Raw genomic sequence first — 25880 nt, forward strand, 5'->3', positions numbered from 1 at the left:
TCCTGTTATTCGACTTTTCTCAGTGTGATCACTACCAGTTTGGAAACAGGGGTATTACTTTTATCGGCCACATGGCCGATAGGTACCAGCACATTTGTTTCCGGGTAATAGGTAGCGGTGCATTTACGGGGAATGGAATAAGGAAAGACGATAAAACGGCGGGCAATCCTTTCAATACCATCCTGCGCACTGATCAGATCTACGAGGTCTCCTTTTTTCAGGCTTTGTTGTTGCACATCCTCTTCATTCATGAAGATGACACGACGTTCATTATAGACACCGCGATACCGGTCGTCAAGACCATAGATGGTCGTATTAAACTGATCGTGACTGCGGATCGTCATCATCATCAATTCTTCGTCCTTCAAAGGGATGGCGACAGGATCCGAAATATGAAAATGAGCTTTACCCGTTGGCGTTTGAAATGATCCGTCCCGGTTGCAGTTGGGCAGGTAAAAACCTCCGGGTTGCCGCACTCGTTCATTGTACCGGTCAAATCCTGGAATGGTGCGTTCGATGTCCTCCCGTATGGCGTCATAATGCCGCATATATTTATCCCAGTCGATCCCGCTTCGGGATCCCAGCGTGGCTTTAGCCAGGAGGCATACGATGACCGGCTCACTGAGCAGGTTATCGGAAACGGGTTTTAACACTCCTTTCGAAGATTGAACGACACCCATTGAATTTTCACAGGAAACAAATTGCGCTTCCTTTTGGAGGATATCCTGATCGCTTCTGCCCAGACAGGGAAGGATCAGCGCTTCTTCTCCATGGATAAGGTGACTGCGGTTCAGTTTGGTGGAGACATGAACGGTCAACCGGCACCGCCGCAGCGCTTCGGCCGTAAACAGGGTATCCGGTGTGGCGGAAAGAAAATTTCCCCCCATGGCGAAAAAGACTTTTGCTTTACCTTCATACATAGCCTTAATGGAGTTGACCGTATCGTAACCAGGATGCCTGGGCGGCAGAAAACCAAAGACCTTTTCGAGCTGATCCAAAAATTTACCGGAAGGTTGTTCGAAGATGCCCATAGTCCGGTCGCCCTGAACATTACTGTGGCCGCGTACGGGGCAGGTTCCGGCTCCCGGTTTGCCAATGCTTCCCTTCAGCAGTAAAAGATTGACAACCTCTTTGATCGTGTCTACGGCGTTCTTATGCTGCGTAAGCCCCATGGCCCAGCAAACGATGATTTTCTTTTTGTCTTTCAGCACACCCGCAGCTTCCCCGATCTGTGCGATGGAGATCCCGCAGGCTTCCGAAAGATCAGGAAGAGAAACCTGCTGCAGGTGTTCGATAAAACCCTGATAACCTGCCGTATTTTTTTCAATGAAGGCCTGGTCGAATACGGTTCCCGGCGCTGATTCCTCTTCCAGCCAAAGTAATAATTCGATGGCCTGCAGGAGAGCCAGATCTCCGTTCAGTTTAACCTGCAGGAAAATATCCGTTAAGGCCGTTGAGACGCCCAGCATGCCTTTGAGGTTCTGCGGATTGCTGAATCCCATCAGACCTGTTTCGGGAAGAGGGTTAATGGATATGATGGTCGCACCGGCAGCCTTGGCTTTTTGCAGGGCGGTAAGCATCCGGGGGTGATTGGTGCCGGGGTTCTGCCCCAAAATAAGGATCACCTCCGCCTGATAAAAGTCTTCGAGTTTTACCGACCCCTTGCCGATCCCGAGGGATTCGCCGAGCGCCACTCCGCTGGATTCGTGACACATATTGGAGCAATCGGGCAAGTTATTGGTACCATAGGCCCTGACAAAAAGCTGGTAAAGGAAGGCGGCTTCATTACTGGTCCGGCCCGAAGTATAAAAAACGGCCTCATCCGGTGAAGCCAGTTCATTCAGTGCGGCCCCAATGCGGCGGAAGGCATCTTCCCAGGAAATGGGTTGATAGTGGCTGGCACCTTTTGGCAGATAAACGGGTTGGGCGACCCGTCCTTTTTTGCCAATCTCGTGATCGGTGAGGGCGGCCAGGGAAGCAACCGGATTCGCCTCAAAAAAAGCGGCACCCAGTTTTTTAGTGGTCGCCTCTTCTGCCACAGCTTTCGCCCCATTCTCGCAGTATTCCGCGATACCGGAACGTTCGTCGTCAGGGTCGGGCCAGGCACAGCTGGGGCAATCGAAACCTCCTTTCTGATTGAGATGCGATAAGGCTTTCAAACCCCTTGCCAAACCTGCTTCGCTGAAGACATGCTTAAAACTGGACAAGACGGCAGGCAGCCCCGCGGCTGACTTTTTGGGTTCTTCCATCCGCAGACCGGTTAAGGTGCTGGGGTTTTCCGGATTCTCCGTATTCCTTGCGTTCTCCGGATTTACAGATGTGTCTTCGCTCATGGATTGATATTTTATTTAATGCTAATCCGCTTCCCTCCAACATATATATTGAACCGGTCTTCCCGTAAAAAACCGATCAGGGTTATATCGTATTCCGTCGCCAATTGAACAGCGAGACTGGAGGGCGGTCCAATGGCCGCAATGATCTTTATTCCGGCCATGGCAGCTTTTTGGATCAGTTCAAAACAGGCTCTTCCGCTCAATAATAGAATAACCTCTTCCAGGGGAAGCCAATTGTTATTTAATGCATGGCCCACTACCTTGTCGAGCGCATTGTGACGGCCGATATCTTCCCGGATAACCAAAAAATTACCTGTATAATCAAAAAGAGCCGATGCATGTAATCCGCCGGTAGAGTCAAACAAGGCTTGTTGCCGGCGAAGCTGCTGCGGCAGGGAACGAATAACTAAGCTGCTGATCCGTTCTTCCGCGTTTTTTTTGCCTGAATGGTTGTTGGAAAGGGAGGAAGCCCCGGTGCCAGGGGGAAGGAGGGTTTTTATGGCATCGATAGAAGATTTTCCGCAGACCCCGCAACTGGAACTGGTATAAAAATTTCGTTGCAATTTGCCAAGATCCAGGTTGAGGTTGTCCTTCATTTCCATGCGTACGATATTATCCGGAATTCCCCCGGTCTGATGAATGGCGATGATATCTCCCGGGGAAGAACCTATGATCCCTTCCGTAAAAAGAAATCCGGTTGCCAGTTCGGCATCGTTGCCAGGTGTACGCATCGTTACGGAAACGGATTGTTCCTTGCGTTGATGGCCGGGACCGTAGATCAAACGGATTTCAAGCGGTTCTTCAACAGCAACCAAATCTTCCGTCTCCGACAAGCCGGATGCATTTTCCTGTTGCCCAACTGCATGTTCCGTCAAGGCTGCAGCATGATATTTGAATACCGGCAAACGGGCGATACCCGGTAACTGGTCTTTGATTGAATCTGGCATTCCACAAAACTACAAAAAAGGAGAGGCACGAAAGGTTAATTCACGCTGCAAATGCGCTGATTATTTGCTGGTTGGTAACTTAGGACAACTACTCCGGAATCCATCTTCCTCGTTTGTAAAAAAAAGAGGTCTTCCTTGTCCAGGATGTCTTTGAATAAGGGTTTGCCGTGGCCCAGGATCACCGGATGCACCAGTAACCGGAACTCATCGATCAGACCCAACCGATGGAAGGTTTTCACGATGCTGCCGCTTCCGAAAATTACCATGTCTTTACCAGGTTCCTTTCCCAGTCTGGACATCTCCCGGCTGATATCACCTTTGACCAGCCGGGCGTTCTTCCATTCCAGTATGTCCAGGGTGTTTGAAAAGACGAGTTTGGTATAATTGTTCATCATATGGGCAAATTCGATCTCACGGCATGTCCCGGCCTGGTGCCTGGCGGCCGAGGGCCAATAAGCCGCCATGGCCTGGTAGGTCAACCGTCCCAATATGATCGTGTCCATGGTGCGCAGCTGTTCGTAGGCATAACCCGCCATTTCCTGGTTCCAGCTTTGAAAATGCCAGTCCAGGCCTGAATGGGTGTCAGCCATAAAGCCATCCAGGGTAATGTTCATGGACACTATTATTTTTCTCATTAGTGGTTACAAATTTACCCCGGGGCAAGGAACTTTATAATGGGCAGATGTGACTTCTGAAGGGGCTGGTTGCGACATTTTTTCACTACCTTTAAAACTGAGTTCACCTGTTTTTAAATAACCTGGTAATGAAAAAACACATCTCCATCCTTGTGCCCAATGAGGCCGTTCTTGCGGCAATTTCCGATCCCCGTTATATGTTTACGGCAGTGAATGAATTTTTAGAGGCGGCGGGAAAACCGGCACGTTTTGAAGTCCAGCTGGTAGGTCTTACCAAAGAAGTAAAGCTAAATAACGGAACATTTTCGGTCCATACCGATGCCTTGTTAAAGGATGTAAAAAAAACCGATCTGATCTTCGTGCCGGCCCTTTTAGGTGACATCCAATCAGGTCTGGATAAAAATAAAGCATTTATTCCCTGGATCATCGATCAGTATAAGAATAATGGTGCCGAAGTGGCGAGTCTCTGTATCGGAGCCTTCCTGCTGGCATCGACCGGCTTATTGAATGGAAAGGAATGTTCCAGTCATTGGCGGACAGCCAACGAATTCAGGGCCATGTTTCCCGAGGTGACCCTGGTAGATGGGAGGATCATTACTGAAGGAGATGGATTATATTCAAGCGGTGGTGCTAATTCCTATTGGAACCTCCTGGTCTACCTGGTTGAAAAATACACGGACCGGGAGACGGCGATCATGGCTTCCAAAGTATTTGCCGTGGAGATAGACCGCAAGAGCCAGTCGCCCTTCATCATGTTCAACGGACAGAAAAAACACGAAGACGAACCTATTAAAGAGGCGCAGGAGTTCATCGAGAAAAATGTAACGGAAAAAATATCCGTGGAAGAACTGGCCAGCCAGTTTGCCATAGGAAGACGCCATTTTATCCGGCGTTTTAAAAAGGCTACGAACAATACGCCCGTCGAGTACATACAGCGTGTTAAAATCGAAGCCGCCAAAAAACACCTGGAAGGAAGCCGCAAAAATGTAAATGAAGTGATGTACGATGTAGGTTATTCGGATACCAAGGCCTTCCGGACCATTTTCAAACGCCTCACCGGTCTGTCACCCATAGATTACCGGAATCGGTATAATAAGGAGGCTGTAGTTGAATGAACAAACTACTCCTCCTGCTTCCGTTAAGTATATTCCTTTCCCTTATTTCCCTGTCTTTAGCTCTGGGACAAACAACGGGAACCCTTTTTTCACCTGCCGAGATAAGCCGGTATGAGGCCCGTGCCCGTGCGGTAAGTATCACGGAAGATACCTGGGGAATTCCGCATATTTATGGAAAGACGGATGCGGATGTGGTATTCGGGTTGTTATATACCGAATGCCGGGAGGACTTCAGCCGGGTGGAGAAAAACTACCTGGAAATGCTGGGACGGCAGGCCGAGGCCTATGGAGAAGAAAACCTGGTAACCGATATAATGATGCGGTTGATCTATGACAGTGCGCAAGCCGTGGAAGATTACCGGACCAGCCCTCCCTGGATGCATGCCCTGCTGGACGCTTTTGCAGATGGAGTAAATTATTATCTCTACAAACACCCGGAAACCAAACCCCTCCTGTTAAAACGTTGGGAACCCTGGTATGCCCTTATGTTCACCGATGGCAGTGTCTCGGCAACGAGTACAGGCGGCATCCGGCCGGAGGAGATCAGGGATTTTTATGGGAAAAGCGGGAGTTTGTCCGTCACCGGATTTTTAAGAGACCGCGAAGACCACCAGACAGGTTCCAATGGTTTTGCCCTTGCTGGCTTCCGTACTGCTTCCGGAAATCCGATCTTGTATATCAATCCCCATGTGCCCTTTTATTTCCGGATGGAAGTACAATTGGTGAGCGAAGAAGGCTTAAATGCATACGGCGCGGTCACCTGGGGCCAATTTTTTATCTACCAGGGATTCAATGCACACTGCGGCTGGATGCATACGTCCAGTTATGCCGATGTTGCAGATCTGTATGCCGAAACAACCAGCCGGAAGGATAGCGGATGGGTTTATGAATATGAGGGGCAGCAACGACCGGTCCTGGTTAAACCTTTTACGGTGTATTGCAAAAAAGAGGATAAGACAAATGCTTTTCCTGTCACCGGCTATTATACACATCATGGCCCGGTAATGGGTAGCCGCAATGGAAAATGGCTGAGCCTGAAAGAATATAACCGTTCGCTGAACGCCTTGATGGAAGCCTGGCAAATAACAAAAGCCGGTAGTTTCGGGGAATATAAAAAGGCGATGGAGTTCAGGGCCAATACCACCAACAATACAGTCTATGCTGATGATCAGGGTAATATCGCTTATTGGCATGGTAATTTTATTCCCATACGCGATACGGCTTTCGATTGGTCTCAACCGGTGGACGGATCCGTTGCTGCGACAGAATGGAAAGGCACCCATGCGTTAGAGGAGATCATTCATGTATATAATCCGGGAACGGGATGGATACAGAATTGTAACTCCACGCCCTTTTCTCTTTCCGGTAACAGCAGCCCCGACAAAAAAGAGTATCCTGTCTATATGGCTCCGGAAGGGGAGAATTTCCGGGCCGTCAACGCCATACGCCTGCTCAGCGGAGCGGATAATTTCACCCTGGACAGCCTGATCGTCAAGGGATATGACCGTTACCTGGCCGCCTTCGATTCCCTGCTCCCGGCTTTGCAGGAAGCTTATGCCATAGCCCCCGATTCTGTAAAAAAAGCGTTGCAGGAACCTATGCAGTTGCTGAAAAAATGGGACAAAAGATCTGCCGTTCATTCGGTAGCCACCACGCTGGCGATCGAATGGGGAACCCGTATGACGGCCTACGCGCCAGTCGTGAAATCGGACGAAGAGTATACCTTCGCGTTAAAAAGAGTCGCTTATGAAATAACCCATTCAACGGCTTCACAAAAGACAGATGCTTTACTCGCAGTCATCAAAGATCTACAGGAGCGTTTCGGCGACTGGAAAATTGAATGGGGAAATCTGAATCGTTACCAACGGCTGACAGGGAAGATCGAGGAGACCTACAGCGATAAATTCATCAGTTTGCCGGCAGGCCTTGCCGCTGCGGATTTTGGATCTCTGCCTTCCTTCCAGAGCAGGGTAGTGAAAGGCACAAAAAAACGATACGGGTATTCCGGGAATAGTTTTATCGCTGCCGTGGAATTCGGCAAAAAAGTAAAGGCTAAGACGATCGTAACAGGCGGTTCCTCCGATAACCCGGCATCTCCTCATTTCGCCGATCAGGCGACTATGTACCTCGAAGGACGGTTCAAGGATATCTTTTTTTATCCGGAAGAGGTAACGGCCCACCAGGGAAAAAAATATCACCCGGGAGGGGAATAACTAATCACTTCACTATCTTTTCGATCACCCCTTCCAGCGTCATATTCAATACCTGCGGATTCTCCAGCATCGGATAATGGCAGGAACCGGGTAGGGTGATCAATTCATAGGAACTCCTGGCATATTCCTTAAGAGGGGCCTCATTGGTTGGCATATAACCGACATTGATCAGGTGCATTTTGAAGGTCAGCTGCTTCATTAATTCCCTCTCCCGTTTATAATAGGAAAAAAGGGCAGCTATGGATTTGGCCCCCATGTCAGGATTGGCACTCCTGTATGCGGCCACGATGCGGTCCGTGATGGATTTATCCGTTTGAGGAGTTAATAAGGCCATACGTGCATAAGCCTCCGAAGTATCCGAAAAATCGGTTTTGAGTTTTTCCAGGATGGTGGCAACCTGTTTCTGAAATTCTTCCGGCAAAGGGCTTCCCGCGTTCTTAAAATAATCTATGCCGATAAAACCAAGGATGGGTTCCGGTAGTTGGATGGCTGCTTCCAGGATCACATCCGCGCCCATGGAATGGCCGATCAGGACCAGTTTCGAAAGATTCAACTGTCGGAGTACAGCAAGCAGATCCTCCCCGAATTCCTGGATGGTCCAGATTTCCCTGTTCTGCCCGGATTTACCGTGACCACCAAGATCAAGGGTAACAACCTGGTAATGGGGGCTAAAATACGCTACCGATTCCTTCCAATAGGTTTGGTCGATAAAAGAACCGTGAACAAATAAAAGGGTATGTTCGCCTTTTCCGGTGATGGTATAGTTAATTTCGACATCTTTATTTTTAACGTTTGGCATAGTTTTTATTTTAAGGAACCGGCTGGTCTATCCCTTCGAAGGTAAATGCCGCTAATGACAACCTTATGTCAGCAGGGAGATTAAAGATGCCCCGATCGAAAAAGAATTAATAGCCTATTTTTCCGGAAAATTTCCAAGCGTGCCCATACGTATACTTATAGCGCCGGATAAATTCAAGGGAAGCCTGACGAGTTTCGAATTATGTTCCCTTATCGAAAAAGGATTAAGAATGGCCTCTCCCGATTTTCACATCGTACAGCTCCCGCTTGCGGATGGTGGTGATGGACTGTTAGAGATCATTACACATTATACGCCTTCAGAAATGCTGGAAGAAGAAGTACAGGATCCTTTGTCGAGGCCTGTCCGGGCAGGATGGCTTTTGTCTGCGGATGGGCAGACCGCCTTTATCGAAATGGCAAGGGCTTCCGGTTTGTCCTTGCTGGATCCCCGGGAATATGATCCCCTGCTCAGTTCGACCTATGGAACGGGGCAATTGATCGGGGCTGCGATCCGAAGCGGGGTGAAAGAAATTATTTTAGGCATCGGCGGTAGTGCAACCAATGATGGAGGAATAGGTATGGCAGCCGCCCTGGGATACCGTTTCCTTGATGCGAAGGGGAAGGAATTAAGGCCCTCCGGAGGAAGTCTCCTACAATTGGCAAGGATTGAAGCTCCCCCCGGATTTGAAGGGAAGGGCAGACAAGGAGGGAAAGACGGACCTGAATGGAAAGATATAAGAATTCGGGTAGCCTGTGACGTAAGGAACCCCCTCTGCGGCTCCCTGGGTGCTACCCGGGTTTACGGACCCCAAAAGGGGGCTGGCCCGCGGGAGATCGAAATCCTGGAAGAAGGAATGCTGAACCTGGTGGAACTGCTGAAAAAAGACCTGGGTCTGGATCTGGCCAACCGCGAAGGCGCAGGTGCCGCAGGAGGTCTCGGCGCGGGTTGTATGGCATTTTTGGGAGCGGAACTGGTGCGGGGAGTGGACCTGGTCATGGAATATAGTAAGGCTGCCCGGCATATAGCGGAGGCGGATTGGATCATTACCGGAGAAGGAAAAATGGACGGTCAGACCCTGCAGGGGAAACTGGTTGCCGGCATAGCGGAACTGGGCCGTCAATCGGGAAAACGAGTGATAGCTATATGCGGAACCCTGGACCTGACCGTGTCAGAGCTGCAGCAGACCGGTCTTACTGCTGCCTTTTCTATCCTTCCCCGGCCCATGTCCCTGGAAGAAGCTTTGCAGAACGGGGCTTCCTTTCTTCTGGAAACAGCCTATAATATCGGTAATCTGTTAAAGCAGACCGGGGGCCGGCAGGGTGAGTAAATTTTTATTTGGGTGTATTTACCCACCAGCTGTTTCCGAATTTATCTTCGAACCCGAAACCGCGGCCGTAATCCCGGTCCTCAAGGGGCTGCAGGATCTCCAGGCCTTCCGCTGCGGCGTTCTCATAAACCTTATCTGCATTTTCCACATAAAGAAAAATACTCCCAGGGAAGGGAGGGTAGGTTTCCGTAGCATCGCAGAACATGATCACAGCCTGTTCGATACGTAACTCTGCATGTTTGATCACTCCCTCCGAACGGGGTGACGAGTACTGCTCCGTTGCTCCGAATACTTTTTTGGCAAAATCCAGGAACCCGGCGGCATCTTTTAGGATCAGATAGGGCATTACCGGTAGATAATGGTCAGGAATTTTCATACGTTAATTTTTATTCAAAAATAGATGTTGCGACCAAACGGAAATTGTAAAAAAGCGGCATTTGTTCGTTTTGATAAAATCTATCTTTTTTTGAAATAACGGTAGGCAATAAAAGAAACCGGCAGACCAATGGCAAACATAAGGATCAAAATATTAACAGGGGTGTTTACGGCCCGGAAATGGAATGGTCTTCCCGCAATGGGTAATACAATAAGGTTCATGACTATCCAGACAAAAAGACCATAGACGACGGCGGTTAAAACGCGGTTTTTCGCAAGGATCGGCAATTTAGGATAAATCAGAAAAAAGAACAGGGTGAACGAATAAGCAATAAAAAAATGAATAAGCAGCCCCACGATGGCAATGCCGCTTCCGCCGGTAAGAAGGACCGATTTCCCTAAAGCCACACTGGCTACAAATATAAAAACCCTTGCCGGGTTATTAATTCCCTGGGCAATAGCAGAGATGGAAGCGCTGATGGCATCCAGGGTTCCTGCGAGTAAACCGGCAAGAAGGACGATTTTAATAAAGCTCCCGTTTTTTTCCTGTTTAGGGTAAGATGAATGAGAAGAAGAGGGTGCAGGGTTTGAGGTAACTGATTGAGTTGACATAAATGAAAATTTTATAGGATTATCTGATGGGTTTATAAATAAATGTTTTATTGCTCCTTTAATTGTGCCAGGCTGGAAGGGTTTTGGCCGCCATATCTTCGCACCTCCCTGGTTAAATGGGCATGATCGTAATAGCCCATTTCGCAGGCGATCTGTAAAAGACTTTCCTGTGAATCTTTGGCTTTCAGTTTTTTTAGCAAGTGTTGAAAACGGATGACCTTGATAAATTCTTTGGGCCCCACTCCAATCGCTGCATTAAAATGCCGCTCCAGGCTACGTTTGCTGATATGGTGTTGTCTGGCCAGTTGATCCACGGTAATAAGACCCCGGTGGAGACTGACCGATTCGGTGATGGCCACCACCGGCAGGATGCGGGTATTCAGTTTGCGGGAGAAAAAGCTGTCCAGTCGTTCGCCTAACTGATCGTCGGGATATAACAAGCCCTGCAATTCCGGATCCGGGAAATCGATGATCTGATCCACCAGTTCTGAGAGGTTCAGCGAATAAAAGGCGGCAATTCCACCCGGTTTGAGGCGGATTCCGGCAAAATCACTGTTCGGCATCCTGGTAAACGTACTGGTAGTGGTCATGGTGCCTCCGAAATATAATTTCCCCGGTTTCAAAAATTTGGTCCCATCGATGACAGGAACGGAATTACCCAGATTGGTAAAGATCTCCGTTAGTCCGTCCGCAAAGATATACTGGCGCACAGGAGTAAAATGGGAACCGATATGAAGATGCCAGTACACTTCGATGAATCTGGATAAGGCTGAGCAAGGTTTGAATTCTTTATAGGTCAGAGCGGGTGGCATAAAATTTTGCTGGTGCAAGTTGGTTAACAGGCAGGATAAATATAAGAAAATATATGCCTTTAAAAAAACGTATACCCCAACAAAAAAACCTTAACGCCAACTGACATAAGGCTGTCAGTGAAAGGTATTAGCTTTGGACCCGGGACCTTCTTACATACAACGGTCCCCTTTTACCATAATGACAAAAGCAGAAATAATCCTTCGCAGACTGATCAATCAACAACTATACGAACCCCGGTTCACCGACGCAGCCGGTTTGGTTGGATGGATGGGCTGTATACAGGCCCAGGATTTCGCCGGTGCAAAATGGGCAATCGGCAGCCGTCTTCAGAATCCGGCTGAGGCCTCCATTCTTCAGGCTTTTCAGGATGGGCGCATCCTGCGTACCCATGTGCTTCGTCCAACCTGGCATTTTGTATTACCCGAAGACATTTATTGGATGCAGGAATTGACAGCCCATCGCGTAAAGGCCTTTTGTGCGGGAGCTGAACGGAAACTGGAATTGAATGCAGCTGTTTTCAAACGGAGTCATGCGGCTTTGAAAAAAGCCTTGCGGGGAGGGCAACAACTGGATCGCAGGGAATTGGCATCGGTGCTGGACAAAGCCGGGATCAGAACCGATGAGAACCGCTTCACGCATCTCCTGATGCAGGCGGAACTGGACGGAGTCATTTGCAGTGGTCCGGTTATCGGCAAACAATTCACCTATACCCTGCTGGAGGAATTGGCGCCTGCCATTTTACCGAAGGGAAAATTCCGGAGCCGGGAGGAGGGATTGGGGGAGTTGACCCGGCGTTATTTCTGCAGCAGGGGACCGGCGACCCTGGGCGATTTTGCCTGGTGGTCGGGTTTGACCTTAGCGGACGCCCGGCTAGGCATGGAGATCAATGTTTCGTTCTTTGAAAAGGAAAACGTTGATGGGGAGACCTATTGGTTTGATCCATCCTTTGACAGCGGCAGAACCAGTCCGTCCAAAAGGATAATTGCCCTTCCGGCTTTTGATGAATATACCATTGCCTATGCTGACAGGGATCTGGTAGTCGATCCCAAACAGGCCGACCGTAGCGGAAAGGGGATCTTTAAGCCCATCCTGGTCCATGAAGGACAGGTAGTAGGCAACTGGCAACGGACGATTAAAAAGGACCATATGGAGATTGTTACCGATCTTTTTAAACCGATTGGTAAACGATTGATAAGGACGGCTTTTGAAGCCTATGGAAGATTTATGGAAAAAGAATTGGTTATTTCCTGAGCTGGGGGTTGCCTTTCCTCCTAAAAATTAGCGAATTTTCAAAGCCCGGCTGATCCAAAACGCTGATAATCCGATAATTTTGCAAATATGCAGAAACCGGTATTGGTCATTAAGCTGGGTACGGCGGTGATAACAGACGACAATGGGGTAATCGTTCAATCCATCATCAAAAAAGTGGCTGCGGAGATCGCTGCCCTTTCCGGCGGGTACCGGATCGTCCTGGTATCGAGCGGGGCGGTGGGCAGCGGCAGGGCTTTCCTCCATGAATATAAAGGCACGCTTACAGAACGCAAGGCGGCGGCAGCCGTTGGTAACCCCATTCTTATCCGTCATTACCAGAAACATTTTTCCGCTTATGGTATCCCGGTAGCACAGGCTTTATGCGAACGGCATCATTTCTCCAGCCGCTCCCGTTTTCTTCAATTAAAAGAGACCTTTGTGGAATTCTGGAAGAACGGTATTCTGCCCGTTATGAATGAGAACGACCTGGTCAGCAATGTAGAATTGAAATTTTCCGATAACGACGAATTGGCAACCTTAACAGCGATCGGGTTCGATGCAGAGACCCTGATCATTTGTACCTCTGTAGGCGGGTTTATGGATGCGGAAAAAAGAATAATTCCAAAGGTGGAAAAAGTGGACAGCACGATCATGGGTTATGTCCGGACCGATAAGAGCAGTCTGGGATTGGGAGGAATGACCTCCAAACTCACGTTTACCCGCCTGGCGAATTCCCTGGGCATCAAGGTTATCCTGTGCGGTCTGAATGGTAAAACCCCTTTAAGTACTGCCTTAGCCGGCGGGGCCGGGACCAGTTTTCAACCCCAGGCTTCCAATCTGAAAGCCCGGCAAAAATGGCTGGCCAGCGGATCTGTTACTTTTGGAAGCGTATACGTGGATAAGGGAGCGGATAAGGCCCTGCGGCAGCGCAGAAGCCTGCTTACGGTGGGCATTCATAAAGTGATGGGTAAATTTGCTGCCGGCGAAGTGGTGCAGCTGATCGATGAAACGGGAAACATTATCGGAGTGGCCAAGGCAAAACTGAATGCCGCAGCCATGAATGGCAGCCTGTCCAGTAAAAATGTGGTAGCCGCGCATGCTGATGATATTGTACTGTTTTAAATAAAAACGAGGAAGTAACAAACGAGATGCAAAAGATTGAACCCCTGATCATCAAGACCTATAAGGCGGCTATAGACCTTCGCCGGGCCAGTGACAAACAGATAAAGTCTGTATTAGCCAGTCTGGCGGCCCTGCTGGAACAACGCGGGCCAGCAATCCTGAAGGCGAATGCCATGGACCTGGCCAGGCAGGATAAGGACAACCCCCGCAACGACCGGCTGCTGTTGACTGAACAGCGGATCCGTTCCATCGCAAAAAGTATCCGGAAAGTAAGCCGTCTGGCTGACCCATCCGGAAAAAAGCTGGCTCAACGCAAATTAAAGAACGGACTGCTGATAGAAAAAGTAGCCGTTCCCTTAGGCGTGGTGGGCGCTATCTATGAATCCAGACCTAATGTAACGTTCGATATCGCCGCGCTTTGTTTGCGAAGCCGGAACGCCTGTGTATTGAAGGGAAGCAGTGATGCGGATTATACGAACAAAATGGCGATCTCCCTGATAAAAAAAGCATTGAAAGAAAACGGAATCAACCCGGATTGCGTAACCTTGCTTCCTTCCGGTCGCGAGACCGTGAAGGAATTATTGACGGCCACCCGTTGGGTGGATGTTCTCATTCCCCGCGGTTCGGACTCCCTGATCCGTTATGTCCGGGAGAACAGTCTTGTACCGGTGATTGAAACAGGAGCAGGGGTTTGTCATGTGTATGTGGAAAAAGAAGCCGATCTGGACATGGCGGTGAATATCGTCGTCAATGCGAAAGTGTCCCGCCCTTCTGTATGTAACAGTATGGACACACTGATCGTAGACCATGCCGTGGCGCCTGCCTTATTGAAGCTGTTGCAGGCCCCTATGGCGAAATATGAGGTGGAGATCTTTGCGGATCCTGTGGCCCGGCGGTTACTTAAAGGATATCCTTTTCTGCAAAAGGCGACAAACGGCGATTTTGCCCGTGAGTTCCTCAGCCTTAAATGCGCGGTAAAAGTGGTAAAGAATATGGACGAGGCGCTGATCCATATCCAAAAATATTCTACCAAACATTCCGAAGCCATTATATCCCGCAATAAAAAACATTGCGAACGTTTTCTGGCCGAGGTGGATGCAGCAGCTGTTTATACCAATGCTTCCACCCGTTTTACAGATGGCGAGGAACTGGGGCTTGGCGCAGAGATCGGGATTTCTACCCAGAAATTACATGCGCGGGGACCTTTTGCGCTGGAAAAACTGGTTACCGAGAAATGGCTGATCCGCGGGAATGGGCAGGTTAGGGGGTAGGAATTTGAATGTTCCTGCTGCTTTTCAGGATAAGCATAAAAAAATAGTCTTTACTGCTATTAATTGTCAAAAAAACGCTTAATTTAGGGATCATAAAAAACGATCCCATGCGTATGAGAAATACCTCCTTTCTGCTTCTTTTGGTGGCCGCCTGTCTGAGCCTCCCTTTTCAGCAAACATCAGCCCAGAATACCAATACCCCTTCCACGATGAGCCTGGCTATCAGGGATGACGGCGGAGCGGTGATCAGCCGGAATATCTATGGTCATTTTTCCGAACATCTGGGCAGATGTATCTATGACGGTTTCTGGACGGGCGATAAAATACGGATGGATGTGGTAGACGCGCTGAAAAAGATTAAGATCCCTGTGTTGCGGTGGCCCGGCGGATGTTTTGCCGATCAATACCATTGGAAAGATGCCATCGGTCCGAGGGCTCAGCGCAAAACGATCGTCAACACTACCTGGGGAATGGTAACGGAGGACAATAGTTTCGGTACGCATGAATTCCTGGAGCTTTGTGACCTGTTGGGTTGTCAACCCTATATTGCCGGTAACGTAGGAACCGGCACGCCGGAGGAAATGTCTAACTGGCTGGAATATCTGAATTTTAAGGGTAAAAGTACACTGGCCGATCTTCGCCGGCAGAATGGAAGGGACCTGCCCTGGAATGTTTCTTTCTGGGGAGTAGGTAATGAGAGTTGGGGCTGTGGGGGAGATATGACACCCGAGACCTATGCCGTGCAGTACAGAAGGTATTCGGAATTCTGTAAGAATTATCCCGGTGCACCCTTAAAGCTGATCGCCAGCGGCGCAAATGGAGATGACTATAACTGGACGGAATTACTGCTGAAAAATATATCCCTTGGACGCACATGGGGCGTTTCCATGCATTACTATACACTTCCCGGGGGCTGGGAGAACAAAGGTTCCGCTACCCAATTCGGAGAGGATGAATACTTTGCTGCGCTCAAGTCCTGTCTGCATATCGAAGAACTGGTCAACAAACATTCGGCGATCATGGATAAATACGATCCGGCAAAAAAAGTAGCCCTGGTGGTGGACGAATGGGGGATCTGGACCAAGGCCGAACCCGGTACCAATCCTGCTTTCCTTTATCAGCAGAACAGTTTGCGGGACGCTTTGATCGCAGCATCCACCCTGAATATTTTCAATAATCATGCGGACCGGATAAAAATGGCCAATCTGGCTCAAACCGTCAATGTACTGCAATCCCTGATCCTTACGGAAAAAGACAGGATGTTGCTGACGCCGACCTATCATGTATTCGATCTGTATAAAGTGCATCAGGATGCCCGTTCTTTACCGCTCGTCTTCAACAGCCCCGATTATGTATTCGGAAAGGATAAGATCCCGGCTGTCAACGCTTCGGCCTCCATCGATTCAAACGGTGCCGTACATATTTCCCTGGTAAATCTCGATCCGTCAAAAAAAATAACGGTGAGGGTCAACCTGAAAGGAATGCCTTATAAAAATAGTAAAGGACTGATACTCACTTCCTCAAAATTTACGGATATCAATACCTTCGATCAACCCGCAAAAGTGCTGCCGTCCGTGTTTTCGGGAGCGAAGAAATCCGGGGATGAACTGGTGGTGGAATTGCCTGCCCAATCCGTAGTAGTTTTGGAGCTGAAATAATTTTCTCTTTGTTATAACAAACACAACCCATACCTTTACGCCAGACTTTAGGGGTGCCCGTATAGCGGGCTGAGATGATACCCTCAGAACCTGATCCGGTTAGTACCGGCGAAGGGAAAAGACGGATTCCTTCTTTTATATCTGCCTACGCAGCACCTCCCAAGTTTCCAGGTCATCCTGGTCATCAATCAATACATAACCGGGTAGAATCCAAGGTTAAATCGATGAATTATGGTAGAGGTGTCCATCAATCGGGAAAAATTCCATTTATCAGACTCCGGCAAACTTGCCGATGTACTTCCTTTATTACATATTCAAAGACCTGATGGTATTGCGATTGCGGTCAATGAACAGGTCATTCCCCGCAGCGAGTGGGCGGACTATGTTCTTCAGCCGCAGGATAAGGTGTTTGTGATACGGGCAACCCAGGGAGGGTAAAAACTAACGGAAATGTGTATGAGCTTTTTAACCGGGTCATTTACCCGGAGTAGCCTGCTATTGTCCAGTATGAACCATAAAAAATAAAAAATATGAGTACGAATCGTCCTGCAAAAAAGGATCATATTCCCGGCCAGCATGTGATCAGCCGGGAGCCGTTCCCTGCCTCCCGGAAAATCTATGTACCGGGGAACCTGCATAAGAAGATTAAAGTAGCTATGCGCGAAATCGCCGTAGGAGATACGGTGGATCCGTTCAATAATATGGTTACCCACAACCCCCCGGTGACCATATACGATACCAGCGGACCCTTCACCGATCCGTCGATGAATATCGATGTCCGGGAAGGACTGCCCCGTATCCGCGGGGAATGGGTAACAGACAGAGGCGATACGGAGCAATTGCCTGCTGTAAGTTCCGTTTATGGTCAGCGTAGAAAAGAAGATGTCTCTCTGGACAGTCTCCGGTTCGAACATATCCAGCCTCCCCGCAAAGCATTGCCGGGCGCGAATGTTACACAACTGCATTATGCCCGCAAAGGCATCATTACCCCGGAGATGGAATATATCGCAATCCGGGAGAATCAGCGGATGGAAGAATTTAACCAACAGCATCCCGGACAGAGTTTTGGCGCCAGAACACCAACAGGGGCGATCACACCGGAATTTGTACGCCAGGAAGTAGCCGCAGGCAGGGCCGTAATTCCTGCCAATATCAACCATCCGGAATCGGAACCGATGATCATCGGGCGCAATTTCCTGGTGAAGATCAACGCCAATATCGGCAATTCAGCTGTAAGCTCGGGCATCGAAGAAGAAGTGGAAAAGTCTGTCTGGGCCTGCCGATGGGGTGCCGATACCATCATGGATCTTTCGACGGGAAAAAATATCCACGAGACCCGGGAATGGATATTAAGGAATGCTCCGGTTCCCATCGGGACAGTTCCCATCTACCAGGCCCTGGAAAAAGTAGGAGGAAAAGCGGAAGAGCTGACCTGGGAAATTTTCCGGGACACCCTGATTGAACAGGCGGAACAGGGAGTCGACTACTTTACGATCCATGCAGGCGTTCTTTTGCGTTATATACCCCTGACTGCAAAAAGACTGACGGGGATCGTTTCGAGGGGTGGTTCGATCATGGCCAAATGGTGCCTGGCTCATCACCGGGAGAGTTTTCTGTATACACATTTTGAGGAGATCTGTGAGATCATGAAAGCATATGATGTTTCTTTTTCCCTTGGGGATGGTTTGCGTCCCGGCTGTATTGCAGATGCCAATGATGAGGCACAGTTTGCCGAACTGGAAACCCTGGGAGAACTGACGAAAATTGCCTGGAAACATGATTGCCAGGTGATCATCGAAGGGCCCGGGCATGTGCCCATGCAGCTGATCAAAGAAAACATGGACAAGCAGCTGAAAGAATGCCAGGAAGCTCCGTTTTATACACTGGGACCTCTAACTACGGATATTGCTCCGGGTTATGACCATATCACGAGCGCCATCGGCGCAGCCATGATCGGGTGGTTTGGTACGGCCATGCTTTGTTATGTAACCCCTAAAGAGCACCTGGGTCTTCCTAATAAAAAGGATGTGAAGGATGGGGTGATCGCCTATAAGATTGCGGCCCATGCGGCAGACCTGGCCAAGGGGCATCCCGGGGCACAGCATAGAGACAATGCGCTGAGCAAAGCACGTTTTGAATTCCGCTGGCAGGATCAGTTCAATTTATCCCTGGACCCGGATACTGCCCGTTCTTTCCATGATGAAACCCTTCCTGCCGAAGGAGCCAAGATCGCTCATTTCTGTTCCATGTGCGGTCCGCATTTCTGTTCTATGAAGATCACACAGGAAGTAAGACGTTTTGCCCAGGAAAAAGGAGTTGGGGTGGATGAGGCCCTGGAAGAAGGCATGAAGGAAAAAGCGACGGCCTTCAAACAAAGCGGCGCTGAAATATATCTCTAGGAATGAAGAACAGCAACCATCTTTCCGGCGAAAACAAGACCGGCGAAAACACGACCGGTGAAAAGGCCTTCCAGCTGATCGTTATTACCTCACCGGATTTTCTTGCCGGCGAGGTGGCGCTGCTGGAGGGATTGCTGGAAAAGGGGTTGCAAAAGCTTCATATCCGCAAACCGGCTGCCCGGGAAGAGGAGATCGGGTTATTGTTGAGTCAGTTATCTCCTGCCTGTTATTCGCGGCTTGTGTTACATGGCAGCCACCGCCTGGCAGACAGGTTCGGGATTCCGCAGATCCATTGTCCGCTGAATGCCTGGAAAAATGACAAAAGCCTGCAAGGCAACAAAAAAGGCCAGGAGATAATCTTCTCTACTTCTTTACATTCCCGGCAGGAAGTTAAAGAGATCGATAAGGATCTTGCCTATGCCTTTATGAGTCCTTTATTCGATAGTATTTCCAAACTGGGATATAAGGCCAATGTCGCATTATGGCAGGACCGCCCCGTAGATGATAAGGACGCTGTAAAAGATCTGACACTGATCGGCCTGGGCGGAATAAATAAAGATCTGTTACCGCTGGTGATCCACGGAGGTTGGGACGGGGCTGCGGTACTTGGCTGTATCTGGGAGGTGCCGAAAATGGCTGTAGGGCGTTTTGTCGAATTGCAGGCGTTGATCTTAAATAAATCAGGCAAAGGGTATGGATAACTTTTTGAAAAAAAATAACGGGCGCCCCACTGTGCTGGTGATTGCCGGGTATGACCAGAGCGGCGGAGCGGGTCTTCTGGCAGATATTAAGACTCTGGAAGCGCATATTGTTTATGGTTATGGGGTCTGCACGGGTCTGACCTTTCAAAATGAACGGACGATAACCCGGATCCATTGGTTCGATCAAAAAGAGATCTTCGAACAGATCGATCTTTGTTTTCAATCCACCGGTTTTGATGCAGTAAAGATCGGCATTGGCCGTTCGCCGGGAATGATCTATGCCATCACCCGCCACCTGCGGCAACATGATCCCCATATCCGGATCGTATGGGATCCGGTGATAAGAGCGAGCAGCGGAAAAGATTTCTGGGAGCAAATGGATGTGGGAGGATTCGAATCCATTGCGCAGGAAATATTCCTGCTGACGCCAAACCGGGAAGAAATAGGATGGTTGTACCCGGGAGAGGATGTGAGGGAAAGCTGCCAGCGGCTTTTTAAAAGAACAGGCTGCCACCTTTACCTGAAAGGAGGACACGATCCGGAAAACCCGGGAACAGATTATCTCTGGGGCGGCAGCGAAACGGAAACGGAAGTGACCGTCTTCGAACCTGCTGTTGAAAATAAGATGGTCTATCCCAAACATGGTTCCGGGTGCGTTCTGGCTTCTGCGTTTGCCGCCAACCTTGCCTTGGGGTATACGTTGCCGGAAGCCGCCGGAAGGGCTAAACGGTATATCGAACAATATTTAGTAAGTAATAAATCGTTATTAGGATGGCACAAACCACTGACAGATCAGGTAAGCTGAATCCGGAACCGGAGCAACAAAACGGGATCGCCCGCCTGCAATTCCTGACCATGGATGTGGCTCCCCTGGATCATTTGCAACAGATAGAACAGGCCTGCCAGGCTGGTATCCGATGGATCCAATTGCGGATGAAGCTGGCCGGTGATGTTCAATTCCTGGAAAAGGCCATACTGGCAAAAAAAATAACCGATGCCTGGAACGCCACGCTGATCATTAATGACCGGGTGGAAATTGCCAAAAAAATAGGGGCGCATGGGGTCCACCTGGGCAAGGAAGATATGAGGGTAGGGGATGCCCGCAGTTTGCTCGGAAAGGATTTTATCATCGGCGGCACAGCCAATACTGCTGAAGATATTCTGGATCATTATCGTAAGGGGGCGGATTATATCGGATTAGGACCTTACCGGTTCACCACGTCTAAAAAGAAACTGAGCCCCGTGCTGGGCCTGGTAGGATACCGGCGGGTAATGGATGTCCTGCGAAACGAAGCCGTGGAGATTCCCATAGTGGCCATTGGAGGGCTACATGAAGAGGATGCCGGCCCCTTAATGCAGACGGGCTTATATGGGATCGCTTTTTCAGGGTTGTTAGTGCATGCCGGAAACAGGACAGCCCTGGTGAACGGCCTCCAAAACTTTTTTCCAAAAAATTAAAATCAGTAGTATGCTCACCATTGCGGATAAAGTATTTACATCGAGATTATTTACGGGTACGGGCAAATTCGGATCCAATGCGCTCATGGAAGAGTCGATTCTCGCCAGTGGTTCCGAATTGGTGACGGTTGCCCTTAGACGGGTGGAGATAACAGGAAGGGGAAACCGACAGGGCGGGCACCGGGAAAAAAGCCTGGGGGAAGACGATGGAGACGGATTGCTGAACCATCTCCGTCATCCTTCGATCCAATTACTGCCAAATACCTCCGGGGTGCGTAATGCCCGGGAAGCTGTATTCGCGGCAGAACTGGCCAGAGAGGCGCTGGGAACGAACTGGCTGAAGCTGGAAATACATCCGGATCCGCGGTGGCTGCTTCCGGACTCGGTGGAAACCTTGTTGGCTGCTACGGAATTAGTAAAAAAAGGATTTGTCGTACTCCCCTATATCCATGCAGACCCTGTTTTGTGTAAACGCCTGGAAGATGTCGGTGTGGCGGCGGTAATGCCCCTGGGTTCCCCTATTGGGAGCAACAAGGGATTAAGGACTTTTGATTTCCTGGAGATCATTATCGCACAAAGCCAGGTGCCGGTGGTGATCGATGCCGGGATAGGCGCTCCATCGGATGCGGCGAAGGCTTTGGAAATGGGGGCAGATGCCGTGTTGGTCAATACCGCCATTGCCGCGGCCGCCGATCCTGTTCAAATGGCCAGGGCTTTCCGGTTGGCCGTTGAGTCGGGGAGAATGGCCTGGGAAGCCAAACTGGCCGGCCCTCAGGGATATGCGGTAGCGAGCAGCCCGCTGACGGCATTTTTAGACTGATCAACTCAACTAAATTATTAAAAAATGTTTTCCGTTCTTTTCGAGCAGTATTCCTGGGCAGCTATAAAAAAGGAGATCTATAACAAGACGGCCCGTGAGGTGGAAAATGCCTTGAGCAGTTCCAAACGTGGGCTGGAAGATTTTATGGCCCTGATCTCCCCGGCGGCCGCCCCTTATCTGGAGCAGATGGCGCAGCTAAGTAACCAGCTTACCCAACAGCGTTTCGGCAAAGTGATCCAGCTTTATATTCCCCTTTATCTTTCCAACGAATGCCAGAATATCTGCACCTATTGCGGTTTCAGCTATGAGAATAAGATACGGCGCAAGACGCTGAGCCCTGCTGAACTGCTGATGGAGGTAGCTGCTGTCAGGGAACTGGGTTATGAACATGTATTACTGGTCAGCGGAGAAGCCCAACAGACGGTGGGGACAGACTATTTCTGTAAGGCCCTGCAATTGGTCCGTCCCCATTTTGCCCATATATCCATGGAAGTGCAGCCGTTGGATCAGCCGGACTATGAACGCTTAATAAACGAAGGGCTTAATACCGTCCTGGTTTACCAGGAGACCTATCACCGGGAAGGTTACCGGCTCCACCACCCGAAAGGGAAAAAATCGAATTTTGGATACCGCCTGGAAACCCCGGATCGACTGGGTATGGCCGGTATCCATAAAATGGGCTTGGGTGTATTGATCGGGCTGGAGGATTGGCGAACCGATAGTTTTTTTACGGCCCTGCATCTGCAATACCTGGAAAAGACCTATTGGAAAACAAAATATTCTCTTTCCTTTCCCCGGCTTCGTCCTTTCTCCGGTGGATTGACTCCAAAGGTAGAAATGACGGACAGGGAACTGGTCCAGCTTATATGCGCATACCGCCTGCTGGACAGTGAGGTGGAGCTTTCCCTTTCCACCAGGGAAAGCCCCGTTCTCCGGGATCATGCCATACGGATCGGCATAACATCCCTCAGCGCCGGGTCAAGAACGAATCCCGGAGGATATGCCGTCGACCCGGAATCCCTGGAGCAATTCGAGATCGATGATGACCGGAGCCCCGCCCGGATTGCTGAAATGATCCGCCGCCAGGGGTATGTACCCGTCTGGAAAGATTGGGATGGAGCCCTGCAGATGGGTAAAATGGACCTGTCCGATTCGGTTGCTTTGGATTAAAATGTTCATAAACATTGGATAAAATCGGTAAAGACCATTAAGCCGGGAAAGACTAATTTGGGAAGGTGGTAACTTCGAAAACCAGCTACCCGGTCCTTCCACCGCTGGATGACCATTGGGAGATCTCCGCTGCCCGGCAAAACGAGTTCAGGGAGAAAGGACATTTGTTTGTCAGGGGATTGGTGCGTCCGGAAGAACTGACGGTTTACCGGGCCCTTATACGGGACGCGGTTAAAAAAAGCAGAACGGAGAAACGAAAAATCCCGGAAAATTCCAACCTGGAAAAGATACACGGAAATATTACCGGTAACCAGCAGGGCCATTCGCCGAAAGCCCGTTTTGCCCAGGTCATGAACCTGTGGAGGATCAACGACGGGCTAAGGTATTTTGTACTCGCCAGGCGTTTTGCCGGAATGGCGGCAGATTTGTTGGGTGTTGATAAGCTGCGTCTCTATCATGACCGTGTTATCGTAAAAGAACCGGGAGGAAGCTCCTCTTCCTGGCACCAGGATCAGCATTATTGGCCAATAGACACACCCGATACGGTTACCCTTGTCATTGCCCTGGTCGATATCGGGGCAGATATGGGGATGCTCAGTTTTGCATCAGGATCCCATAAGGAAGGAAGTCTGCTGGATCCCCGGATAACAGATGAATCAGACAGTAAATTCAGGAAATATATCAAAACGAAACATTTCCCCATTGTCCGCGCTGCGGGAATGCAGGCAGGCGATGCTACCTGGCATTATGGGAATACTGTTCATCAGGCCGGAGGGAATGAATCCGGCCATATCCTCGAAATGATGACCATCGTCTACATAGCGGACGGAGCCCGCATCACCGAGCCAAGGAATAAGGTGCAGACCCATGATTGGAAGACCTGGCTGATGGGGCTGCCTCCCGGCGCCCTGGTTTCGTCCGAGCTTAATCCGTTAGTTTTGTAATCTATGCAATACGAATTATTGGGGAGATCCGGAATCCGGGTCTCTAAGATCGCTTTTGGCTGCATGTCCCTGAAGGAAGGACTGGTGGGGGAGGAGGATGCTTCCCGGCTGATCCATCATGCCATTGACAAGGGGATTGATTTTTTCGATACGGCCGATCTCTATGAGAAAGGAATGAATGAAAACCGGCTGGGGAAAAGCCTCCTCGGGAAAAGAGAAAATGTGGTGTTGGCGACAAAAGTGGGTAATCATTGGCGTGGGGACGGAAGCGGCTGGGATTGGGACCCGCGGAAAGAATATATTATTTCTGCCGTGGAAGAGAGCCTGAAAAGACTCCGGACCGACTACATCGACTTGTATCAATTGCATGGAGGAACGACGGACGACCCCATCGATGAGATCATAGAAACTTTTGAGCTACTGCAGGCTCAAGGTAAGATCCGCGCCTATGGCCTGTCTTCCATTCGCCCGCAGGTGATCCGCGAATACGCTTTGCGTTCCCGTATCGTCAGCGTCATGCTGCAATACAGTTTGCTGGACAGAAGACCGGAGGAAACCTGTCTTGGCCTGTTACAGGAAAAAAGGATAGGAGTATTGGCAAGAGGCGGCCTGGCACAAGGATTGCTTCTGGAAAAGTCACCCACCCCTTATTTGAAATACGGGGCGGAAGAAGTGGCCCTTGCGGCGGCGGCGATTCGTTCCCATTCGGGGAAAACCAGGAGTTATGCCCAAACGGCCCTTCAATTTATATTAAAGAACCCTGCGATTACGAGTGTAGTAGCCGGCGTGAGAACGATGGAGCAACTGGAGGAACTGGAGGGAACGTTTAACACGAATTGGATGGGAGAAAAGGAGTGGCAGGAGTTGAGCAGGATAATCGAACCGAACGTTTATGATCAATACAGGTAAGGCTTTAGGCCGGGGGTACAGGTTTCTGGGTATATTTAAAGGTTAACCGATTAAGATTTTCAGGGCAAAAGCTAAGGTTATTTAATTTTCGTATATGTACGGTATGGATTCGTATAAATACTGTATGGATTTATTATCTGTTAATTCTAAAAATACCATTAAATGGGTATTTTTTATTTCGGGAAAAATTCCCAATTTGCACCAGGATTAAAAATAAATCATAATAACTTTGGAATATTGAAAAACAAGTGTACTTTTATGCAACTATTAATGCCTGCCATATTCAAATCCTCTGAATATCCGGCGATTTAACTCTTTGTGTATTTGTACTGTTATGTCTTTAACGTGACCTGACCCACAAATCCTTGAAATTCCTCAGAACATTGACGGTTGATTGTAAAGTCAAAATAATCCACATCACTATTCAGTAAAGCCTGCTTCTATTATTCTATTAGTTGAAGTATTTATCAAGCCAATACCTCGTGTTAGCCAATGGTTTCCATTGCCATCCTTGAAAGATTAAGTTTCTACTTAAAACACGATTAAATGAAATTGGTGATGAAAAAACAAATTTTAGCAATTGACGATAGTAAGGCGATACGATTTTTGTTACAGACTGTTTTGGGAAAAGATTACCAGGTCGTAACAGTACCTGATGGTTATTCTGCCATGTATTATCTTTCTCACAGAAGTCGGCCTGACCTTATAATTGCGGATCCCCAGTTACCTGACATGGAAAATTGGGAATTGATTCAGCAGCTTTCTTCCAGCGGCATGTATGGAGATATCCCGGTCCTGGTTTTATCAGGCCTGGATGCAAAGGAGACAGAATTGAAATGCCTTGAATATGGAGTGATCGCTTATTACCTGAAACCTTTCAACCCGGTTGAATTAATGGGTACAATAAATAATCTGGTTAAGACCGGAACCCTGAGCAAGGATTTATCGTATATAGCCAGTTGATCATCGGGAACTAAGGGTGTTCGTTAGATAAGTGATGAGTTTCGT

The 25880-nt window shown here is 49.1% G+C and carries 24 protein-coding genes and 1 riboswitch; of the genes, 17 read left to right on the plus strand and 7 right to left on the minus strand.

Annotation, left to right across the window (positions count from 1 at the left end; translation table 11 throughout):
• Nucleotides 1-5 precede the first annotated feature (5 nt).
• The 3 genes from ACX0G9_RS08285 to ACX0G9_RS08295 are packed head-to-tail and all read right to left on the minus strand — an operon-like array spanning nucleotide 6 to nucleotide 3915.
• On the minus strand, nucleotides 6-2333 hold the full coding sequence (locus tag ACX0G9_RS08285; protein ID WP_459064413.1) for an FdhF/YdeP family oxidoreductase: 2328 nt from the start codon (nucleotides 2331-2333) through the stop codon (nucleotides 6-8).
• Between the two features lie 11 nt (nucleotides 2334-2344).
• Entirely contained in the window at nucleotides 2345-3280 is a 936-nt protein-coding gene (gene fdhD / locus ACX0G9_RS08290; protein WP_459064414.1) for a formate dehydrogenase accessory sulfurtransferase FdhD, read from the minus strand.
• Nucleotides 3281-3315: 35 nt separating this feature from the next.
• Nucleotides 3316-3915, minus strand: coding sequence for a dihydrofolate reductase family protein (locus tag ACX0G9_RS08295; RefSeq protein ID WP_459064415.1), 600 nt, complete (start codon nucleotides 3913-3915; stop codon nucleotides 3316-3318).
• 128 nt (nucleotides 3916-4043) lie between these two features.
• Here ACX0G9_RS08295 and ACX0G9_RS08300 point away from each other — a divergent pair, with 128 nt between their 5' ends.
• Complete coding sequence (locus ACX0G9_RS08300) at nucleotides 4044-5030, plus strand: GlxA family transcriptional regulator (RefSeq protein WP_459064416.1); 987 nt, start codon at nucleotides 4044-4046, stop codon at nucleotides 5028-5030.
• Nucleotides 5027-7243, plus strand: a complete 2217-nt coding sequence (locus ACX0G9_RS08305; RefSeq protein ID WP_459064417.1) for a penicillin acylase family protein — start codon at nucleotides 5027-5029, stop codon at nucleotides 7241-7243. Before ACX0G9_RS08300 ends, ACX0G9_RS08305 begins: the two co-directional genes overlap by 4 nt.
• Before the next feature lie 4 nt (nucleotides 7244-7247).
• On the opposite strand, the gene ACX0G9_RS08310 is transcribed toward ACX0G9_RS08305, so the two are convergent.
• The gene (locus ACX0G9_RS08310; protein ID WP_459064418.1) at nucleotides 7248-8042 is read right to left on the minus strand and encodes an alpha/beta fold hydrolase; all 795 of its coding nucleotides are present in this window, start codon (nucleotides 8040-8042) and stop codon (nucleotides 7248-7250) included.
• A gap of 139 nt (nucleotides 8043-8181) precedes the next feature.
• Between ACX0G9_RS08310 and ACX0G9_RS08315 the strand changes: the two genes are divergently transcribed.
• The gene (locus ACX0G9_RS08315; protein WP_459064419.1) at nucleotides 8182-9369 is read left to right on the plus strand and encodes a glycerate kinase; all 1188 of its coding nucleotides are present in this window, start codon (nucleotides 8182-8184) and stop codon (nucleotides 9367-9369) included.
• Between the two features lie 4 nt (nucleotides 9370-9373).
• Here ACX0G9_RS08315 and ACX0G9_RS08320 read toward each other — a convergent pair whose 3' ends face one another.
• The 3 genes from ACX0G9_RS08320 to ACX0G9_RS08330 form a co-directional block, all read right to left on the minus strand.
• A complete protein-coding gene (locus ACX0G9_RS08320) occupies nucleotides 9374-9745 on the minus strand; it encodes a VOC family protein (protein ID WP_459064420.1) in 372 nt (123 codons plus the stop codon).
• A gap of 80 nt (nucleotides 9746-9825) precedes the next feature.
• Nucleotides 9826-10356, minus strand: coding sequence for a hypothetical protein (locus ACX0G9_RS08325; RefSeq protein WP_459064421.1), 531 nt, complete (start codon nucleotides 10354-10356; stop codon nucleotides 9826-9828).
• Between the two features lie 47 nt (nucleotides 10357-10403).
• Entirely contained in the window at nucleotides 10404-11168 is a 765-nt protein-coding gene (locus ACX0G9_RS08330; RefSeq protein WP_459064422.1) for a helix-turn-helix domain-containing protein, read from the minus strand.
• A gap of 178 nt (nucleotides 11169-11346) precedes the next feature.
• Between ACX0G9_RS08330 and ACX0G9_RS08335 the strand changes: the two genes are divergently transcribed.
• The 14 genes from ACX0G9_RS08335 (at nucleotide 11347) to ACX0G9_RS08400 (ending at nucleotide 25835) form a co-directional block, all read left to right on the plus strand.
• Nucleotides 11347-12420: a winged helix DNA-binding domain-containing protein gene (locus tag ACX0G9_RS08335; RefSeq protein WP_459064423.1), complete on the plus strand. Its 1074-nt coding sequence runs from the start codon at nucleotides 11347-11349 to the stop codon at nucleotides 12418-12420.
• A gap of 87 nt (nucleotides 12421-12507) precedes the next feature.
• Nucleotides 12508-13542: a glutamate 5-kinase gene (gene proB / locus ACX0G9_RS08340; protein ID WP_459064424.1), complete on the plus strand. Its 1035-nt coding sequence runs from the start codon at nucleotides 12508-12510 to the stop codon at nucleotides 13540-13542.
• Between the two features lie 26 nt (nucleotides 13543-13568).
• On the plus strand, nucleotides 13569-14813 hold the full coding sequence (locus ACX0G9_RS08345) for a glutamate-5-semialdehyde dehydrogenase (RefSeq protein ID WP_459064425.1): 1245 nt from the start codon (nucleotides 13569-13571) through the stop codon (nucleotides 14811-14813).
• A gap of 107 nt (nucleotides 14814-14920) precedes the next feature.
• On the plus strand, nucleotides 14921-16471 hold the full coding sequence (locus ACX0G9_RS08350) for an alpha-N-arabinofuranosidase (RefSeq protein WP_459064426.1): 1551 nt from the start codon (nucleotides 14921-14923) through the stop codon (nucleotides 16469-16471).
• 39 nt (nucleotides 16472-16510) lie between these two features.
• A riboswitch (TPP riboswitch) is annotated at nucleotides 16511-16605 on the plus strand.
• A 97-nt stretch (nucleotides 16606-16702) separates the two neighbouring features.
• A complete protein-coding gene (thiS, locus tag ACX0G9_RS08355; protein WP_459064427.1) occupies nucleotides 16703-16909 on the plus strand; it encodes a sulfur carrier protein ThiS in 207 nt (68 codons plus the stop codon).
• 92 nt (nucleotides 16910-17001) lie between these two features.
• Nucleotides 17002-18870, plus strand: coding sequence for a phosphomethylpyrimidine synthase ThiC (thiC, locus tag ACX0G9_RS08360; protein ID WP_459064428.1), 1869 nt, complete (start codon nucleotides 17002-17004; stop codon nucleotides 18868-18870).
• Between the two features lie 2 nt (nucleotides 18871-18872).
• On the plus strand, nucleotides 18873-19571 hold the full coding sequence (locus ACX0G9_RS08365) for a thiamine phosphate synthase (RefSeq protein ID WP_459064429.1): 699 nt from the start codon (nucleotides 18873-18875) through the stop codon (nucleotides 19569-19571).
• Entirely contained in the window at nucleotides 19564-20376 is an 813-nt protein-coding gene (locus tag ACX0G9_RS08370; RefSeq protein WP_459064430.1) for a hydroxymethylpyrimidine/phosphomethylpyrimidine kinase, read from the plus strand. Before ACX0G9_RS08365 ends, ACX0G9_RS08370 begins: the two co-directional genes overlap by 8 nt.
• On the plus strand, nucleotides 20343-21029 hold the full coding sequence (locus ACX0G9_RS08375) for a thiamine phosphate synthase (RefSeq protein ID WP_459064431.1): 687 nt from the start codon (nucleotides 20343-20345) through the stop codon (nucleotides 21027-21029). The genes ACX0G9_RS08370 and ACX0G9_RS08375 overlap by 34 nt, the downstream gene beginning before the upstream one ends.
• A gap of 10 nt (nucleotides 21030-21039) precedes the next feature.
• A complete protein-coding gene (locus tag ACX0G9_RS08380; RefSeq protein WP_459064432.1) occupies nucleotides 21040-21849 on the plus strand; it encodes a thiazole synthase in 810 nt (269 codons plus the stop codon).
• Nucleotides 21850-21873: 24 nt separating this feature from the next.
• Nucleotides 21874-23019, plus strand: a complete 1146-nt coding sequence (thiH, locus tag ACX0G9_RS08385; RefSeq protein WP_459064433.1) for a 2-iminoacetate synthase ThiH — start codon at nucleotides 21874-21876, stop codon at nucleotides 23017-23019.
• Between the two features lie 65 nt (nucleotides 23020-23084).
• Entirely contained in the window at nucleotides 23085-23963 is an 879-nt protein-coding gene (locus tag ACX0G9_RS08390) for a phytanoyl-CoA dioxygenase family protein (RefSeq protein ID WP_459064434.1), read from the plus strand.
• Between the two features lie 3 nt (nucleotides 23964-23966).
• Nucleotides 23967-24872: an aldo/keto reductase gene (locus ACX0G9_RS08395; RefSeq protein WP_459064435.1), complete on the plus strand. Its 906-nt coding sequence runs from the start codon at nucleotides 23967-23969 to the stop codon at nucleotides 24870-24872.
• 558 nt (nucleotides 24873-25430) lie between these two features.
• A complete protein-coding gene (locus tag ACX0G9_RS08400) occupies nucleotides 25431-25835 on the plus strand; it encodes a response regulator (RefSeq protein ID WP_459064436.1) in 405 nt (134 codons plus the stop codon).
• Nucleotides 25836-25880: the final 45 nt, after the last annotated feature.

Source organism: Flavitalea flava (assembly GCF_054461575.1).

Coding starts and splice junctions, on each gene's coding strand:
- ACX0G9_RS08325 (WP_459064421.1), bottom strand. CDS start 10,356: ATGTCAACTCAATCAGTTACCTCAAACCCTGCACCCTCTTCTTCTCAT.
- ACX0G9_RS08375 (WP_459064431.1), top strand. CDS start 20,343: ATGGCACAAACCACTGACAGATCAGGTAAGCTGAATCCGGAACCGGAG.
- ACX0G9_RS08350 (WP_459064426.1), top strand. CDS start 14,921: ATGCGTATGAGAAATACCTCCTTTCTGCTTCTTTTGGTGGCCGCCTGT.
- ACX0G9_RS08320 (WP_459064420.1), bottom strand. CDS start 9,745: ATGAAAATTCCTGACCATTATCTACCGGTAATGCCCTATCTGATCCTA.
- ACX0G9_RS08395 (WP_459064435.1), top strand. CDS start 23,967: ATGCAATACGAATTATTGGGGAGATCCGGAATCCGGGTCTCTAAGATC.
- ACX0G9_RS08305 (WP_459064417.1), top strand. CDS start 5,027: ATGAACAAACTACTCCTCCTGCTTCCGTTAAGTATATTCCTTTCCCTT.
- ACX0G9_RS08400 (WP_459064436.1), top strand. CDS start 25,431: ATGAAAAAACAAATTTTAGCAATTGACGATAGTAAGGCGATACGATTT.
- ACX0G9_RS08380 (WP_459064432.1), top strand. CDS start 21,040: ATGCTCACCATTGCGGATAAAGTATTTACATCGAGATTATTTACGGGT.
- thiH (WP_459064433.1), top strand. CDS start 21,874: ATGTTTTCCGTTCTTTTCGAGCAGTATTCCTGGGCAGCTATAAAAAAG.
- ACX0G9_RS08365 (WP_459064429.1), top strand. CDS start 18,873: ATGAAGAACAGCAACCATCTTTCCGGCGAAAACAAGACCGGCGAAAAC.
- thiC (WP_459064428.1), top strand. CDS start 17,002: ATGAGTACGAATCGTCCTGCAAAAAAGGATCATATTCCCGGCCAGCAT.
- proB (WP_459064424.1), top strand. CDS start 12,508: ATGCAGAAACCGGTATTGGTCATTAAGCTGGGTACGGCGGTGATAACA.
- thiS (WP_459064427.1), top strand. CDS start 16,703: ATGGTAGAGGTGTCCATCAATCGGGAAAAATTCCATTTATCAGACTCC.
- ACX0G9_RS08300 (WP_459064416.1), top strand. CDS start 4,044: ATGAAAAAACACATCTCCATCCTTGTGCCCAATGAGGCCGTTCTTGCG.
- ACX0G9_RS08285 (WP_459064413.1), bottom strand. CDS start 2,333: ATGAGCGAAGACACATCTGTAAATCCGGAGAACGCAAGGAATACGGAG.
- ACX0G9_RS08335 (WP_459064423.1), top strand. CDS start 11,347: ATGACAAAAGCAGAAATAATCCTTCGCAGACTGATCAATCAACAACTA.
- ACX0G9_RS08295 (WP_459064415.1), bottom strand. CDS start 3,915: ATGAGAAAAATAATAGTGTCCATGAACATTACCCTGGATGGCTTTATG.
- ACX0G9_RS08330 (WP_459064422.1), bottom strand. CDS start 11,168: ATGCCACCCGCTCTGACCTATAAAGAATTCAAACCTTGCTCAGCCTTA.
- fdhD (WP_459064414.1), bottom strand. CDS start 3,280: ATGCCAGATTCAATCAAAGACCAGTTACCGGGTATCGCCCGTTTGCCG.
- ACX0G9_RS08370 (WP_459064430.1), top strand. CDS start 19,564: ATGGATAACTTTTTGAAAAAAAATAACGGGCGCCCCACTGTGCTGGTG.
- ACX0G9_RS08345 (WP_459064425.1), top strand. CDS start 13,569: ATGCAAAAGATTGAACCCCTGATCATCAAGACCTATAAGGCGGCTATA.
- ACX0G9_RS08310 (WP_459064418.1), bottom strand. CDS start 8,042: ATGCCAAACGTTAAAAATAAAGATGTCGAAATTAACTATACCATCACC.